The organism is Actimicrobium sp. GrIS 1.19, from assembly GCF_035984655.1.
Classification (GTDB): Bacteria; Pseudomonadota; Gammaproteobacteria; order Burkholderiales; family Burkholderiaceae_D; genus Actimicrobium.
This window is the reverse complement of sequence record NZ_JAXCHT010000032.1, coordinates 1-16,287: the sequence shown is the minus strand read 5'-3', so window position 1 is coordinate 16,287 and position 16,287 is coordinate 1. Positions and strand designations below refer to the sequence as shown.

At 59.1% G+C, this 16,287-nt stretch carries 14 protein-coding genes and 1 other RNA gene; 6 read left to right on the top strand and 9 right to left on the bottom strand.

Going from position 1 to position 16,287, the window contains the following annotated elements; all coding sequences use genetic code 11:
• Positions 1–6: 6 nt before the first annotated feature.
• From rpsA to gyrA, 8 genes are all read right to left on the bottom strand, one after another.
• Positions 7–1,689: a 30S ribosomal protein S1 gene (gene rpsA / locus RCH09_RS17430; protein ID WP_326942414.1), complete on the bottom strand. Its 1,683-nt coding sequence runs from the start codon at positions 1,687–1,689 to the stop codon at positions 7–9.
• A 157-nt stretch (positions 1,690–1,846) separates the two neighbouring features.
• On the bottom strand, positions 1,847–2,545 hold the full coding sequence (gene cmk / locus RCH09_RS17425; RefSeq protein WP_326942413.1) for a (d)CMP kinase: 699 nt from the start codon (positions 2,543–2,545) through the stop codon (positions 1,847–1,849).
• A gap of 57 nt (positions 2,546–2,602) precedes the next feature.
• On the bottom strand, positions 2,603–3,928 hold the full coding sequence (gene aroA, locus RCH09_RS17420) for a 3-phosphoshikimate 1-carboxyvinyltransferase (protein ID WP_326942412.1): 1,326 nt from the start codon (positions 3,926–3,928) through the stop codon (positions 2,603–2,605).
• On the bottom strand, positions 3,928–4,827 hold the full coding sequence (locus tag RCH09_RS17415; protein WP_326942411.1) for a prephenate dehydrogenase: 900 nt from the start codon (positions 4,825–4,827) through the stop codon (positions 3,928–3,930). The genes aroA and RCH09_RS17415 overlap by 1 nt, the downstream gene beginning before the upstream one ends.
• A gap of 25 nt (positions 4,828–4,852) precedes the next feature.
• Complete coding sequence (gene hisC / locus RCH09_RS17410) at positions 4,853–5,959, bottom strand: histidinol-phosphate transaminase (protein ID WP_326942410.1); 1,107 nt, start codon at positions 5,957–5,959, stop codon at positions 4,853–4,855.
• A 28-nt stretch (positions 5,960–5,987) separates the two neighbouring features.
• On the bottom strand, positions 5,988–7,064 hold the full coding sequence (pheA, locus tag RCH09_RS17405; protein WP_326942409.1) for a prephenate dehydratase: 1,077 nt from the start codon (positions 7,062–7,064) through the stop codon (positions 5,988–5,990).
• A gap of 73 nt (positions 7,065–7,137) precedes the next feature.
• A complete protein-coding gene (serC, locus tag RCH09_RS17400) occupies positions 7,138–8,241 on the bottom strand; it encodes a 3-phosphoserine/phosphohydroxythreonine transaminase (protein WP_326942408.1) in 1,104 nt (367 codons plus the stop codon).
• 3 nt (positions 8,242–8,244) lie between these two features.
• Entirely contained in the window at positions 8,245–10,884 is a 2,640-nt protein-coding gene (gene gyrA, locus RCH09_RS17395; protein ID WP_326942407.1) for a DNA gyrase subunit A, read from the bottom strand.
• Positions 10,885–11,136: 252 nt separating this feature from the next.
• On the opposite strand from gyrA, the gene RCH09_RS17390 reads away from it, so the two are divergent.
• From RCH09_RS17390 to ssrA, 5 genes are all read left to right on the top strand, one after another.
• Positions 11,137–11,829, top strand: coding sequence for an OmpA family protein (locus RCH09_RS17390; protein WP_326942406.1), 693 nt, complete (start codon positions 11,137–11,139; stop codon positions 11,827–11,829).
• 293 nt (positions 11,830–12,122) lie between these two features.
• Positions 12,123–12,764: an outer membrane protein OmpA gene (gene ompA, locus RCH09_RS17385; protein WP_326942431.1), complete on the top strand. Its 642-nt coding sequence runs from the start codon at positions 12,123–12,125 to the stop codon at positions 12,762–12,764.
• A gap of 167 nt (positions 12,765–12,931) precedes the next feature.
• Positions 12,932–13,627 (top strand): bifunctional 2-polyprenyl-6-hydroxyphenol methylase/3-demethylubiquinol 3-O-methyltransferase UbiG, encoded by a 696-nt coding sequence (gene ubiG, locus RCH09_RS17380; protein ID WP_326942405.1) that lies wholly within the window; start codon positions 12,932–12,934, stop codon positions 13,625–13,627.
• A complete protein-coding gene (locus RCH09_RS17375; RefSeq protein WP_326942404.1) occupies positions 13,624–14,295 on the top strand; it encodes an HAD family hydrolase in 672 nt (223 codons plus the stop codon). The genes ubiG and RCH09_RS17375 overlap by 4 nt, the downstream gene beginning before the upstream one ends.
• 42 nt (positions 14,296–14,337) lie before the next feature.
• Positions 14,338–14,701: a transfer-messenger RNA gene (gene ssrA, locus RCH09_RS17370) on the top strand.
• A 208-nt stretch (positions 14,702–14,909) separates the two neighbouring features.
• Here ssrA and RCH09_RS17365 read toward each other — a convergent pair.
• A complete protein-coding gene (locus RCH09_RS17365; RefSeq protein ID WP_326942403.1) occupies positions 14,910–15,836 on the bottom strand; it encodes a hypothetical protein in 927 nt (308 codons plus the stop codon).
• Between RCH09_RS17365 and RCH09_RS17360 the strand changes: the two genes are divergently transcribed.
• Entirely contained in the window at positions 15,823–16,215 is a 393-nt protein-coding gene (locus RCH09_RS17360) for a hypothetical protein (protein WP_326942402.1), read from the top strand. The two genes, RCH09_RS17365 and RCH09_RS17360, sit on opposite strands and share 14 nt — an antisense overlap.
• Positions 16,216–16,287 lie beyond the last annotated feature (72 nt).

Genomic DNA, 16,287 nt, shown 5'->3' with positions numbered 1-16,287 from the left:
GACAAATCAGTTCTTGTTATCGAATTTTGCTTTCAACAACGCACCCAGACTGGTCGTGCCGGAAGCAGCGTTCGAATCCGAAGCGGTCGAGATTTTGCGCATCTCTTCCTGGGTCTCGACATTGTCCTTGGCCTTGATCGACAACTGGATACCACGCGCCTTGCGATCGATGTTCAGAACCATGGCTTCGACGGTGTCGCCGACTTTCAGGTGTGTACCAGCATCTTCGACGCGGTCACGCGAGATTTCGGAAGCGCGCAGATAGCCTTCGACTTCTTCGGACAACTGGATCACTGCGCCTTTAGGCTCGACCATTTTCACGGTACCGGTGACCAGCGAACCCTTGTCGTTCATGGCAGCGAAGTTGTTGAACGGATCGCCTTCGAGTTGCTTGACGCCCAGCGAAACGCGCTCGCGCTCGACATCGATGGCCAACACGATGGCTTCGAGTTCGTCGCCCTTTTTGAAGCGACGGACAGCTTCTTCGCCAGTCTCGGTCCACGACAGATCGGACAGATGCACCAGGCCGTCGATATTGCCGGCCAGACCAATGAACACGCCGAAGTCGGTGATCGACTTGATTGCGCCGCGGACTTTGTCACCCTTTTTGTGGGTGACGGCAAAGTCATCCCAAGGATTGGCTTTGCACTGCTTCATGCCGAGGCTGATACGACGACGCTCTTCGTCGATTTCAAGAACCATGACTTCGACTTCATCGCCCAATTGAACGACTTTGTTTGGCGCCACGTTCTTGTTGGTCCAGTCCATTTCGGAAACGTGAACCAGGCCTTCGATACCCTGCTCGACTTCAACGAATGCGCCATAGTCGGTCAGATTGGTAACTTTACCGAACAGACGGGTCGACTGTGGATAACGACGCGACAGACCGGTCCACGGATCGTCGCCCAATTGCTTGACGCCCAGCGAAACGCGGTTTTTCTCTTGATCGTATTTCAGGACCTTGGCAGTGATTTCCTGGCCAACCGTCAGCACTTCCGACGGATGACGCACACGACGCCATGCCAGATCGGTGATGTGCAACAGACCATCGATGCCGCCCAGATCCACGAATGCGCCATAATCGGTGATGTTTTTGACGATACCGGTAACGACGGTACCTTCCTTGAGCGTTTCCATCAGTTTCTGACGCTCTTCGCCCATCGATGCTTCGATGACAGCGCGGCGGGACAGCACGACGTTGTTACGCTTGCGGTCGAGCTTGATGACTTTGAATTCGAGGGTCTTGCCTTCGAACGGGGTGGTGTCCTTGACCGGACGGGTATCGACCAGCGAACCTGGCAGGAACGCGCGAATGCCGTTGGTCAGAACGGTCAGGCCGCCCTTGACCTTGCCATTGACGGTACCGATGACGATCTCGCCGGACTCCATCGCTTTTTCGAGCGAGAGCCACGATGCGAGGCGCTTGGCCTTGTCACGGGAAAGAATGGTGTCACCGAAACCGTTTTCGAGAGATTCGATGGCGACAGAAATGAAATCACCGACGTTGACTTCGAGTTCGCCATTGTCATTCTTGAATTCTTCGATTGGGATAAATGCTTCGGACTTCAGCCCTGCGTTGACGATAACGAAGTTATGGTCGAGGCGGACGACTTCAGCAGAAATCACTTCACCGGAACGCATGTCCTGGCGCAGCAACGATTCTTCAAAAAGAGCAGCAAAACTTTCCATACCAACAGCGGATTCAGGGATAGCAACAGTAGACATAGCGGGATTTTTGCAGGTTTGCCGGCAATCGCTTTGCTCAGGGTGAACAAAGAACAATTACAGGGTTAGGTTTTCAACAGTCCGGCACGGCAAGGGCCGCATCGGACACCAGGAACAACATTCAATGCCCGGCGGGAGGCTTTTTTTCATCGCGCCGCTTTGCTGCTGCGAACCAATACAACACCTGATTGACAGCCTTTTCGGCCGACATATGCGAGGTATCGAGCAGGAACGCATCTTCTGCGGGCTTGAGCGGCGCAATTGGACGATTGGCATCGCGCGCATCACGTTCATTCAAATCTTGCAGGAGGTCGTGCATATTAGCAGAAAAGCCCTTGTCAATCAATTGCTTATAGCGGCGCTCGGCGCGCGCCTCCGCAGTGGCTGTTAGAAATACCTTGAGCGGTGCGTGCGGGAAAATCACCGTCCCCATATCCCTGCCATCGGCGACCAGCCCGGGCGGCTGGCGGAAGTTCAGCTGCAACCCGAACAGGGCCTGGCGCACCGCCGGGAACGTCGCGATGCGGGAGGCTGCATTGCCGACCTCCTCGGCCCGAATCGCCGCGCTGACATCCTCGTTGGCCAGGAAGACATGCTCGCCGCTGAAGTGGCAATGCAGGGCGGTCGCAGTCTTGGCCAGCGCATGTTCATCGCTGAAGTCAACCTCCTTGCGCAGCGCGGCCAACGCGGTCAGCCGATACAACGCCCCCGAGTCGAGGTAATGGAACCCCAGCGCCAGTGCAACGCGATGGGCAACGGTGCCTTTGCCCGATGCGGTCGGGCCGTCGATGGTGATGACGGGGGCTTTTGAATTTGGCATCGTGATGACTTTTCAGGTGAGGACTAAACGCGCGGTTAAGGCAGAGCCAGGCAACCTTCAGAACAGTTGATGGTGGGTGATCGTCGCAAACACGTCGAAATAGTCGGGAAAGGTCTTTGCCACGCAGTCCGGATGGTTGATGCGAATGGCAGCGCCGCGCCTTGCCTTGCCATCAAGCGAAGCAAGCGAAAAGCACATCGCCATGCGATGGTCGTCGTAGGTATCGATGGTCGCGGCGACAATCTCCACGGGCGGAATCACATGCAGGTAATCGGCGCCCTCTTCGACCGTCGCGCCCAGCTTGCGCAGTTCGGTCGCCATGGCATGGATGCGGTCGGTTTCCTTGACGCGCCAGCTGCCGATGTTGCGCAAGGTGCTCGGCCCGTCGGCATACAAGGCGGCAATCGCAATGGTCATTGCCGCATCCGGAATATGGTTGAAGTCGGCATCGATGGCACGCAGGACGCCGCTGGAACTGGCTTCGATCCAATCGTCGCCCAGCGTGATCGTGGCGCCCATCTGCTGCAGCGCCTCGACAAACCGCACGTCGCCCTGGATGCTGCCGCGACCGACGCCTTCCACGCGCACCGGTCCGCCGGTAATGGCCCCGGCCGCCAGAAAGTACGATGCCGAGGAGGCATCCCCTTCGACCTGGATCACGCCCGGGCTGCGATAGGACTGTCCTGCCGCAATCGAAAAAGACTGCCAGCCATTGCGCTCGACCGTCACGCCGAAGCGCTGCATCAGATTGAGCGTGATTTCAATATAGGGCTTCGAGATCAGCTCGCCGATCACCTCAATCGTCAGCGGGTTCTGCCGCGCGATCAATGGCGCGACCATCAGCAGCGCAGTCAGGAACTGGCTCGACACATTGCCGCGCACCTGCATGGTTTGCGCATGAATGTGGCCGGGACGAATGCGCAGCGGGGGAAATCCGGCAACGCCGGTATATTCGATCTGCGTGCCGATGGCGTTCAGCGCATCGACCAGATCGCCGATGGGCCGTTCATGCATGCGCGCCACGCCATGCAAGGTGTAATCGCCGCCAACCACGGCCAGCGCGGCAGTCAGCGGCCGAATCGCGGTGCCGGCATTGCCCATGAACAGGTCGGCATGGTGCTGCGCAAAGGAGCCGGCGCCGCCGCGCACCAGATAATCCTGCGACTGGCCATGCTGCTGCCACGCGATGCCGAGCGCCTGCAACGCAGTCAGCATCACATGCGTATCGTCGGAGGCCAGCAGGTCCTTGATCTCGCTGTCGCCCTGCGCCAGCGCCGCCAGCAGCAAGGTACGATTCGAGATGCTTTTTGATCCTGGCAAGCGCACCACTCCCTGAGCGTGCAACACCGGCGCGAGGTCAATATGGGTTGGATAATGTCGCATCAGTCACCGCCTTGTCGGGTTTGCTGTTCTGTGGCTTCAATGGTGCGAATCCAGTTGTGCCGCGCTTGTTGCGCATTGGTATAGATGGTTTCCAGCGCGACGCCGTCGGCGCGCGCCAGCATGTCACGCATGGTGGTGAGCTTCAGCAGATAGCTGTCGAGCTCCGCCAGCAGGGCACTCTGGTTGGCGAGCGAAATATCGCGCCACATTTCCGGTGACGATCCTGCAATCCGGGTGAAATCGCGAAAGCCGCTGGCCGCAAAATGAAACAGCAGCGCCGCATCGGGCTTGCCGGCAATGTCATCGACCAGTGCATACGACAACAAATGCGGCAGATGGCTGACCGCCGCAAACACGCGATCATGCGCGGCCGGACTGAGCTGGTGAATGACGGCGCCGCAGGCGCGCCATGCCGCTGCGACGCGTTCGATGTCGCTTGCGGTGTTTTCGGGCAACGCGGTGAGCACGACCTTCTTGCCGACATACAGATCGCCGATGGCAGCATCCGGGCCATTGCTCTCGCGTCCTGCGATCGGATGGCCGGGCACGAACTGGCCGACCAGGCTGCCAAGCGCGTCGCGCGCCGCGGCGACGACATCGCTCTTGGTGCTGCCGGCATCGGTGACCACGGTGCCGGTTTGCAGAAACGGCTTGATGGTGCGCAAAATTGTGCCCGTCTGTGCCACCGGCGCGGCAATCAGAATCAGGTCGGCATCGCGCACGGCGTGCTCGACCGATGGGGCAATCACATCAATGATGCCCAGTTCATGGGCACGCTGCAACGCTGCGGCAGTGCGCCCGACGCCAACGATCTGGCCGACGACGCCGGCACGCTTCAAGGCGAGGGCGAACGAGCCGCCGATCAGGCCGACGCCGAACAGTGCGATTTTCTGAAACACGTTGGTTAACTCAGTGAAGGGTTGATCAAGCCAGCACCTGGGTCAGCGCATCGAGGAACACGGCGTTTTCGGCCGGCAGACCAATCGAGACACGCAGCCATTGCGGCAAACCGTAATTGCCAACCGGACGCACGATCACGCCGCGCTTGAGCAACGCCAGATTGACGCGCGCACCGGCCGCCTCATCCTCGCCAACCTTGACCAGGACGAAGTTGCCGAACGATGGCACATAGTGCAGGCCAAGCGCGTCGAAGGCTTGTGTGAATTGCTCGTACCCGACGCGATTGAGGCGCGCGGTTTCGGCCAGATAGGCACTGTCGTTCAAGGCGGCTACCGCGGCGGCCTGCGCCAGCGAATTGACATTGAACGGTTGCCGAATCCGGTTAAGGATATCCGTCAGTACCGGCTGGGCGATGCCGAAGCCGACGCGCAATCCGGCCAGTCCATAGGCTTTCGACAGCGTGCGCGACACCAGCAGGTTCGGGTACTTGCGCACCCAGGCGATCGAATCGTACTGGTGTTCCGGCGCAAGGTATTCGTTGTAGGCTTCGTCCAGCACCACGACCACCTCCGGCGGCACGCTGGCCAGAAACGCTTCGAGCGCCGCGGCGGACAAAAAAGTGCCGGTGGGGTTGTTCGGGTTGGCGATGAAAACCAGCCGCGTGTTGGCAGTCATGGCGGCGGACATCGCGGCCAGGTCATGGCCAAAATCCTGCGCCGGCACCACAATCGCCGTGGCGCCCACCGCCTGCGTGGCCAGCGCATACACCACGAACGAATACTGCGCGTACATTGCCGCCTGTCCTGGGGCAAGCAATGCGTGCGCGGCCAGTTCGAGAATGTCATTACTGCCATTGCCAAGTGTGATCCACTCCTGTGGCACCGCATATTTCGCGCTGATGGCTGCCTTCAAGTCAAAGCCATTGGCATCCGGATAGCGGGCCCCGTCAGCCATCGCGTCAAGCATCGCCAGTCGCGCCGATTCCGGCATGCCGAGCGGGTTTTCGTTGGAGGCGAGTTTGACGATCCGGGCCACATCAAGACCGAATTCACGGGCGACTTCAGAGATCGGTTTGCCGCTTTGATAGGGTGCGATGGCGCGCACATAGTCAGGACCAAATTGCAGGGACATGAAGGATTCCAGAATGGTTTGCCGGTAATTAAAGGCTGGCCGGGTAGGACCCGAGCACCTTGAAAAATGCAGCGTTGGTTTTCAACTCATCGAGGGCGCGGGCGACCTTGGCATCGTCCACATGGCCTTCGATATCGACATAAAAATAATATTCCCAGGTGCCCATGCGCGCCGGGCGAGACTCGAAACGGGTCATCGACACATCATGCGTGGCCAGCGGCGCGAGCATGTTGTAGACGGCGCCTGGCTTGTTCGGCACCGACAAGACCAGCGAGGTCTGATCCTTGCCGCTTGGCGTCGTGTGCAGGCGCCCGATGATGGCAAAGCGGGTGCGATTATGCGGATCATCCTGGATGTGCGCCTTGACCACCTGCAGGTTGTATTTTTCACCGGCGATTTCACCGGCGATGGCCGCAATCGCCGGGTCTTCGCTGGCCAGCCGGGCGGCCTCGCCATTCGATGCCACCGCTTGCCGGGTGACGTTGGTCGTATTCAGGTTCAGCCAGACCTGGCACTGCGCCAGGGCTTGCGAATGGGCACAGATTTGCGTGATGCCATCGAGCGTGCCGGACTGCGTCATCAGGCTCAGATGCACCGGCAGCGAAATTTCGCCGCTGATTGCCAGCGTGGTTTGCAGCAGCAGATCGAGCGTGCGGTTGATCACGCCTTCGGAGGAATTCTCGACCGGAACGACGCCAAAATCAGCGGTGCCGGCCTCGGCAGCGCGAAATACCTCGTCAATCGACGCACAGGGCATGCCGTCCACGGCGTGGCCGAATTGCCGGTACACCGCCTGTTCGCTGAACGTGCCAGCGGGGCCAAGATAGGCGACAGTCACGCGTTTTTCCAGCGCGCGGCAAGCCGACATGATTTCACGAAAAATGGTCTGTACGTCGCCGGCCACCAGCGGCCCGGGATTGCGTTCCGCGGCGCGGCGCAGGACTTGCACCTCGCGCTCGGGGCGAAAGACTGGTGCGTTGGTTTCGGCCTTCACGTGACCGACCTGCTGCGCCAGGCGCGCTCGTTGATTGAGCAGGTCAAGAATCTGCGCGTCGAGTGCATCGATCCCTTCGCGCAGCGGTTTGAGTTTGTTATCCATTGTCATCCGTCGGTGTGTGCATGATCAACCGTGGCATGCACGTTGATTTCGAACGCCCAATCACCTTGATCAGACGTTCTTAACTGTGCAGGCTTTCGAATTCCGTCATCCACGAAATCAGTGCCTGCACGCCCTCGATCGGCATCGCATTGTAGATTGAGGCACGCATCCCGCCGACGGACTTGTGGCCCTTGAGCTGCAGCAGGTTGCGTTGTTGCGCGCCTGCCAGGAATGCTTCGTTCAGTGATTCGTCGCGCAGGAAAAATGGCACATTCATGCGCGAGCGGTGTTCCTTGTTGACGCGGTTGACGTACAGCTTGCTGGCATCCAGATAGCCATACAACAGTGCGGCCTTGGCGACGTTGCGCTCTTCAATGGCCGCCACCCCGCCCTGCCGCTTGAGCCACTGGAATACCAGGCCGGCGATGTAAATCGCATACGTCGGCGGGGTGTTGTACATCGAGTCGTTGTCGGCGATGGTCTTCCAGTCGAACGCAGACGGGCAGATCGGCAGCGCATGGCCCAGCAGATCGTCACGCACGATGACGATGGTCAGCCCGGCCGGACCGATATTCTTCTGCGCACCACCGAACACGACACCATATTTTTCGATGTCGATCACCCGCGAGAGGATATGCGACGACACATCAGCCACCAGCGGCGCGCCATTGGTCTCGGCCGCGATGTCGGGTGCGGCCGCGAACTCGACGCCATCGATGGTTTCGTTGGTGCAGATATGGACGTAGGCCGGATCGGCCGACAGCTTCCACTCGGCACGCGGCGGAACCTGCGTAAAGCGCGATTCCTGCGCCGATGCCGCGACATTCACGCGCGCATACCTGGCTGCTTCCTTGATCGACTTGCCGGCCCAGGAGCCGGTATGAATGAAGTCGATGACCGCCGGCTGTGGCTTGCGTCCCAGCAGATTGAGTGGAACGATGGCGTTTTCCGCCAGCCCGCCACCCTGCAGGAACAGGATCCTGTAATTGTCCGGGACCGCCATCAAGCTACGCAAGTCGCTCTGCGCTGCCGCCATGATGGACATGAACTCCGGACCGCGATGGCTCATCTCCATGACCGACATGCCACTGCCGTGCCAGTCCAGCATTTCGGCCGCCGCCTGTACCAGCACCTCCTGCGGCAGCACGGCCGGGCCGGCTGAAAAATTGAAGACGCGCGTCATTGATTACTCTTGCTCGCCCGCCGCTACGTCACCCGCGTCATCACCGCCTTCGGCTTCATCTTCCACATCGGATTCGACGATACGCTGCAGGCCGCTGAGCTTGGTGCCGTCCTCGACTGCGATCAGGGTTACGCCCTGGGTAGCGCGACCCATTTCGCGAATCTCGGCCACGCGCGTGCGAATCAGCACGCCACCAGTGGTGATGAGCATGATTTCGTCGCTCGTGTCGACCAGCGTTGCAGCGACCACCTTGCCGTTGCGCTCGCTGGTCTGAATGGCGATCATGCCTTTGGTGCCACGTCCGTGACGGGTGTATTCGGTGATCGGCGTGCGTTTGCCGAAACCGTTTTCGGTAGCCGTCAGCACCGATTGCTGTTCGTTCTCGGCCACCAGCAATGCAATGACCTGCTGGCCTTCTTCCAGATTCATGCCGCGTACGCCACGTGCAGTGCGGCCCATCGGACGCACATCGTTTTCGTCGAAGCGCACTGCCTTGCCCGAGTCGGAGAACAGCATCACATCGTGCGCGCCGTCGGTCAGCGCAGCGCCGATCAGGAAATCGCCTTCGTCCAGGTCGACCGCAATGATGCCGGCCTTGCGCGGATTGCTGAAGTCATTGAGCGGGGTTTTCTTGACGGTGCCGAGGCTGGTCGACATGAAAATGTAGCGGTCTTCCGGGAACGTGCGGTTGTCACCCGACACCGGCAGGATCACCGTGATTTTTTCGCCATCGAGCAGCGGGAACATGTTGACGATTGGCTTGCCGCGCGAATTGCGCGAACCCTGCGGTACTTCCCACACCTTGAGCCAGTACAGCCGGCCGCGATTGCTGAAGCACAGGATGTAATCGTGGGTGTTGGCAATGAACAGCTGGTCGATCCAGTCGTCTTCCTTGGTCGCCATGGCCTGCTTGCCGCGTCCACCGCGCTTTTGCGCGCGGTACTCGGAGACCGGCTGCGACTTCATGTAGCCAGTGTGCGAGAGCGTCACCACCATGTCCTGCGGCGTGATCAGGTCTTCGGTGCCGAGATCGGTCGCGTTGAGCTCGATGTGCGAGCGGCGCACGTCCTTGGCATCGGCGCCATATTCGTTTTTGGCAGCGGTCAGTTCGTCGACGATGATGACGGTAACGCGTTCCGGCTTCGACAGGATATCGAGCAGGTCGGCGATTTGCGCCATGACTTCCTTGTACTCATTGACGATCTTGTCCTGCTCCAGCCCGGTCAGGCGTTGCAGACGCATCTGCAGGATTTCCTGGGCCTGGTCGTCGGACAGCTTGTAGAGCCCGTCGGCCTGGATGCCGTAATGCTTCGGCAGGTTTTCAGGACGGAAGGCATTGATGCCGCCAAGCGCCTCTTCACCGGTGCGCACCAGCATTTCGCGCACCACCGACGAATCCCAGGCCCGTGCCATCAATTCGACCTTGGCGATCGGCGGGGTGGGCGCTGCCTTGATGATGGCGATGAAGTCATCAATGTTGGCCAGCGCAACCGCCAGGCCTTCGAGCACATGACCGCGCTCGCGCGCCTTGCGCAGTTCAAAGATGGTGCGGCGTGTGACCACTTCGCGGCGATGCGCCAGGAAGCATTGCAGCATCTGCTTGAGATTGAGCAGCTTTGGCTGGCCATCGACCAGCGACACCATGTTCATGCCGAACGTGTCCTGCAACTGGGTCTGCTTGTACAGGTTGTTGAGCACGACCTCGGGCACTTCGCCGCGCTTGAGCTCGATGACGACGCGCATGCCGGACTTGTCGGATTCGTCGCGGATGTCGGAGATGCCGTCGAGCTTCTTGTCGCGCACCAGTTCGGCGATGCGTTCGAGCAGCGACTTCTTGTTGACCTGATACGGCAGCTCATCGACGATGATCGCGGTACGGTTTTCCTTGCCGTATTCTTCGAAATGCGTTTTCGCGCGCATGACGATGCGGCCGCGGCCGGTGCGGTAACCGTCACGCACGCCAGACACGCCATAAATGATGCCGGCGGTCGGGAAGTCGGGTGCTGGGATGATTTCGATCAATTCATCGATGGTGCAGTCATTGTTGCGCAGCACATGCAGGGCGCCGTCGATGACTTCGGTAATATTGTGCGGCGGGATATTGGTTGCCATGCCGACCGCAATGCCGGACGCGCCATTGATCAGCAGGTTGGGTATCCGGGTCGGCAGTACCGTTGGCTCGCGTTCCTTGCCGTCGTAGTTGGGGACGAAATCGACGGTGTCCTTGTCGATGTCCGCCAGGATTTCGGCGGCAATCTTGTCGAGGCGGCACTCGGTGTAACGCATTGCGGCGGCATTGTCGCCATCGACCGAGCCAAAGTTTCCCTGCCCGTCGACCAGCGTGTAGCGCAAAGAAAAATCCTGCGCCATGCGCACCAGCGTGTCGTAAATCGACTGGTCGCCATGTGGATGGTATTTACCCATGACCTCGCCCACAACACGGGCGCATTTGACATACGGCCGGTTCCAGACATTGTTCATTTCATGCATCGCAAACAGAACCCGACGATGTACCGGCTTCAAGCCGTCACGCACATCTGGCAGGGCGCGCCCCACGATCACGCTCATCGCGTAATCGAGGTAGCTTTTTCGCATCTCTTCTTCGAGGGAAATCGGAATTGTCTCTTTGGCGAATTGGTCCATGGGCGGGCTGTAGTGCCTTGACTGAGGTTAGAGTGCTTGGCGCGGGGCGCACTGGCGTCGCAAAAACGCGATGCAAGGGCGAGATTTTAGCATGCGACCCCATCCTATCGCCGCTTTTCCGGGTCGAACGCGCGACAACAATAGCGCCGGGTCCGCTGGTGGGAGGCCAATTAAATATGATTAAATGACGGCGCTTCCCGCCTTGAAATCGCAACCGCCAGCCCGGCAGGGCCGCCCTAACAATATAAAATCATGTTCAATCAACTATCCCTCGGCATGCTTGCCAGCCTGTTCATTCCGCTGGCCGTCGCGGCACAACCGGTTTCCGGCCTCAGCACGGCGCCGAATTCGGGCGCTTACGCGCAGGACAGTCGCGCTGCGGTCTTGCGCAGCAGCACCGGATTGTGCTGGCGTACCGGATTCTGGACGCCCAATGACGCCATGCCCGGCTGCGACGGGGATCTGGTCGTACCAATTTCAAAGTCCATCGCGCCAGATCTGGTTCCCTCGACTGCGCCCAGCGCGCTTGCCCCGCCGCTGGTTGCACTGGCCCCGGCAAGACCTTGCGACGTTGCCGTAACCCTGCCTGGCGACGCCACGTTTGCGGTCGGCAGTTCGACGCTCCCGCCGGCGATCAAGAAACGCCTTGAGGCGCAATTCCGCGAGGCCGTCGCAACATGCGCGCGCCTCGATTCCATCGTTGTCACCGGACACACCGACAACACCGGCTCGGCGGCGGAAAATCAGAAGCTGTCGACACGCCGTGCTGCTGGCGTGGCAACGTTCCTCGAAACCCTCGGCGCCGGCGCAAAAATCACTGCGATCGGCAAGGCTGATAGGGAGCCACTGGTAACTTGCCCCAAGTCAAGCAGTCGGTCGGCACTGGCGAAATGCCTTGCACCAAATCGGCGCGTCGCCATTGAAATCCGCGGAGTGGCCCGCTAACGTGTTGAACACTTAATGATGTCGAGTTGGCAATCATGCAAAATCGGGCGGAGCGCCAAGCACCCATTGCAATGTCGCATTAAAACAACAAACCACCAGAAACCTGTTTTGGCAGAATTGACAACCTTCGCGGCAGGGGGGCCGCTGTGTCAAAATGGCAATCGCTTGGTCGATTGCAGTTCAACAATCTCTTCCATGAACTGAACGAACCGCGTGGTAGTATCCATTTTTTCGATGTCGTAGCATTTGTTGCGCAGTTTATTTCTGCGGATATCCCAACCGAGAGGAGAAACATGAATAAATTAGTAAAACTCGTCTTCGCTGCGTCCGCAGTCGTTGCCCTTTCTGCCCAAGCGCAGGAAAACATTCAGGCCAAGACGCCAACCAGCGCCTATGTGCAAGATGCACGGGGTGTCATCGTTCGCGATCCATTTGGTCTGTGCTGGCGCACCGGCTACTGGACACCGGCAGACGCGGTTCCAGGTTGCGACGGTGAGCTCGCCAAGCCAGTCGAAGCTGCTCCAGCACCGGCTCCAGCTCCGGCTCCAGCCCCAGTCGTCGTCCCACCAGCACCAGTTTCCGAAAAAGTCACGTTTGCTGCTGATGCATTCTTTGACTTCGACAAAGCCGTGTTGAAGCCAGAAGGCAAAGCCAAGCTCGACGACATGGCTTCGAAACTGCAAGGCATGAATCTTGAAGTCGTGATTGCCGTTGGTCACACTGACTCTGTCGGTACCGATGCCTACAACCAGAAACTGTCGGTTCGCCGCGCAGAAGCCGTCAAGGCGTTCCTGGTTTCCAAAGGTATCGAAGCCAATCGCGTCTACACCGAAGGCAAGGGCGAGAAGCAACCAGTCGCTGACAACAAGACAGCAGCTGGCCGCGCCAAAAACCGTCGCGTTGAAATTGAAGTTGTTGGTACTCGCAACAAGTAATTTCGACCCGTCGCACCAAGAACCCCGCTCCGGCGGGGTTTTTTTATGCCCGTTGCACTAGCGATAAAACCTGTTGACCAGAACTCCCTGCTACAGCCAGCGCAAAGTCGCGCAAGCCCGAGTGGTCGTCCGTGCAGCTGTCCTGCATTCCCGCTATCATGCCTACCATGAACGCAGACCCTCAAGAACTCCAAAAATTCAGTGACCTCGCGCACCGCTGGTGGGATCCCACTTCCGAATTCCGCCCGTTACACCAAATTAATCCTTTGCGCCTCGAATGGATCAATGCACGCGTGCCGGTTGCCGGAAAAAACATCATCGACATCGGTTGCGGCGGCGGCATCCTGGCCGAATCAATGGCACGCAAAGGTGCGCAGGTTACCGGCATTGACCTGTCCGAGAAAGCCCTCAAGGTCGCCGACCTGCACAGCCTCGAAAGCGGCGTCCAGGTGCGCTACGAATTGATCGCTGCCGAGGCCATGGCCGCGCGCGAACCGGCCACGTTCGACATCGTCACCTGCATGGAAATGCTGGAACACGTTCCTGATCCCGCGGCAATCGTGCGGGCATGCGCGACGCTGGTCAAACCGGGCGGGCATATCTTCTTTTCAACCCTGAATCGCAATCCGAAGTCCTATCTGTTTGCCATTCTCGGCGCCGAGTATCTGTTGCGGCTGCTGCCAAAAGGCACGCACGACTACCGCAAGTTCATTACCCCCGCCGAATTGTCGAGCTGGATTCGCGCCGAGGGCCTCAATATCGACACGTTAAAGGGCATGGGGTACAACCCGTTGCTGAAGTCGTATTCACTGAACCAGAATACCGACGTCAATTACCTGATTGCCTGCTCCCGACCACTGTGACGACACTGACCCGCCCTCCCGCCATCCTGTTCGATCTGGATGGGACGCTGGCCGACAGCGCCCCCGATCTGGCCGGCGCGATGAATCGTCTGCAACTGCAACGCGGCCTGCCACAAACAGACTATGCGTTGCTGCGCCCGCACGCGTCAGCCGGAGCACGCGGACTGATCGGCGCCGCATTCGGCTTGACGCCGCACGATGACGAATACGAAGCACTGCGCGTCGCCTTCCTCGACAACTACACCGCCGAAATTGCCGTGCGCAGCACGCTGTTTGAAGGCATCGGCGGCCTGCTCGCCGCATTGCACGAGCACGACATCGCGTGGGGTATCGTCACCAACAAGGCGGCGCGTTTCACGGAGGCGCTGGTGCCGCAGATCGGCCTGTCGATGGCAGGCTGCGTGATCTCGGGCGATACCACGCCGCATGCGAAGCCCCACCCTGCCCCGCTGATTGAAGCGGCGCGGCGACTTGGCGTTGTGGCAGATCAGTGCTGGTATGTCGGCGATGATCTGCGCGATATCGAAGCCGGTCGCGCAGCCGGCATGGTCACCGTGTCGGTTGGCTGGGGTTACGGCGATCCGAGCCATCCGACCCCGTGGAATGCCGATCTGCATGTCGCATCGCCAACCGACCTGACCCGACTGATTGCCACGCTGTCCCGATAGTGCGGCGCTGACCAGCGGGGTGCGCTACAATGCAGACTGCTTGGGGGCGACCTGGTTTCGACAGGGGTTGCAAAGCAGAGCAGGGCATACCGAGGGCTGGTCACCTCGTAAATACAACCAGAAAAAATGTAACTGCAAACGATAACTCGTACGCACTAGCCGCTTAATAACCGGTTAGCTCTGCACCGTTTCTTCCTTGGAGCGGGCTGGTCAAACAGCAGCAGAGTCATTCACAAGGAATCGCGTCGACTCGGGTCACTTGAGGCGGCGTTAAATCCAAGGTGACTCGTCTTGCCGAAGCGTGTGCGTCCGCGTCGGCCGGGTAAAATCAAATGACAACACTAAGTATGTAGAACTGTCTGTAGAGTACTTCTGGACGCGGGTTCGATTCCCGCCGCCTCCACCAAGAACATTATTTTGTTTAAAATCAAAGACTTACGGTAAATTAGAAATCACGATTTACCCCCTATCTTTACCCCCTCTCCGCAGACCCTCCTCGGGTCTGTTTTTGTTTCAGAGGTAGGTGGCCCCTGAAGAGTCCCAGGAAAGTGTCCTTCATGTTCCCCCTCAGGGTTGCATGTCGGGTCTCCTGGGATCTCTTCAGTTGCCATTACTTAGATCCAACCGTTGAATGCAGCCACCTTGGTGGTCATCCACATTCCGTGGAGTTTGACCAACGCGGCACCATCTGCGCTTGTCTTGGTCTCCATGCCGTTCGCCTTAACCATCTTCTGAGATGGTGCGGTCTTGCTCAGGTACAGCTTCACCAGCGACCCATAGCCGCTCATTTGCTTACTGTAGACCTGACCGTTGACGGCCTTGCTCAGAGCATCCCGGTTCTGAAGGCCACGAGCGAACTCATAGAAATCCTGAAGCTCATCCCGGTGGAGTCCTTGCTGGCTCACGAGGTACTCATCAGCCTGGGTCTGATATACACCCTGGACTGTTGCGATACGGGCTTCACTGGCTTCGATGTCATAGCCTGTCATGGTGGAGAACTGCCGTGCCAACATGCTGACTGGGAGCTGTCCAAGGGCGACACCTACACCGAATTGAGTCACTGTGTCGACACCATCCATGCTCAGGCCTTCCAGGGCTGCGTTAACAGTAGCGTGGGCCGCTGGGGGCAATACCGCACGGTGTCGGCGTGCCTCGGCCTGTTGCGCCTCTGAGGCGTCTTCAGGGGGCTTCTCGCTCGGCAAGCGGTAGTTGCCGCGGTCATCCTTTTCCAGGTAACCAGCCTTCTCGAAGTCCCGCGCTGTCGCTTGGGTTCCGTTGAGCGTGACCAGGGTTGAATCTCCTACCATCGCCGATGGTGACCCGTTCAGGTCTGTCGCCGTCGAGCGCCAGTCGTCTGCAGGAAAGGTGTTGATGTCGCGGGAGTTGAACGATGTGACGCGCTCACTCTGCTCGAGGGTGCCGACGCCGTCGACGAAGGTTACTCGGGTAACTTTTTCATCGTTCTTGAATGGGATATGGGGAGTTCCCTGGGCTTCTTCTTGTGTTGGGGTGTATGCGGAATAGCTGTTGAAATCGGACATGGTGTTCTTTCGTGTTGTGGGTTGGGTTGGTTTGTTACTGGGGATTCTGTGGGACGGATTACTTGGTCTTGGCGTTGTGGGCGCGGATCTCATGGGCCAGCATCAGATCAGCGAGGGACTCAATGGGATTCTTTGCAGTTGGATGCCTCATCCATACGTGGAACACTGTGAGGAGTTGTCGCTCGTGCTCATCGGCTGGGCGCGGCTCTGGGCGGTATCGACGTCCACCAATGGGGAGATCGCCGAGGGAGTCCTTGCCAGACGTCTCACGAGGCCCAACAGGGAAGCTGTCGATGATCTCTTTCATGGTCATGCGCGGCTCGTTCTTACTCATGCCAAGCTCCCTGACATGCGTTTGTTGCCGCTGACCGAAAAGTGACCCACTTGAAGGGGTTCTGCTGATTCAAAACTGACCCAGGTGTTCTACTTGTCCTGCCTAATTTTTAGGCAG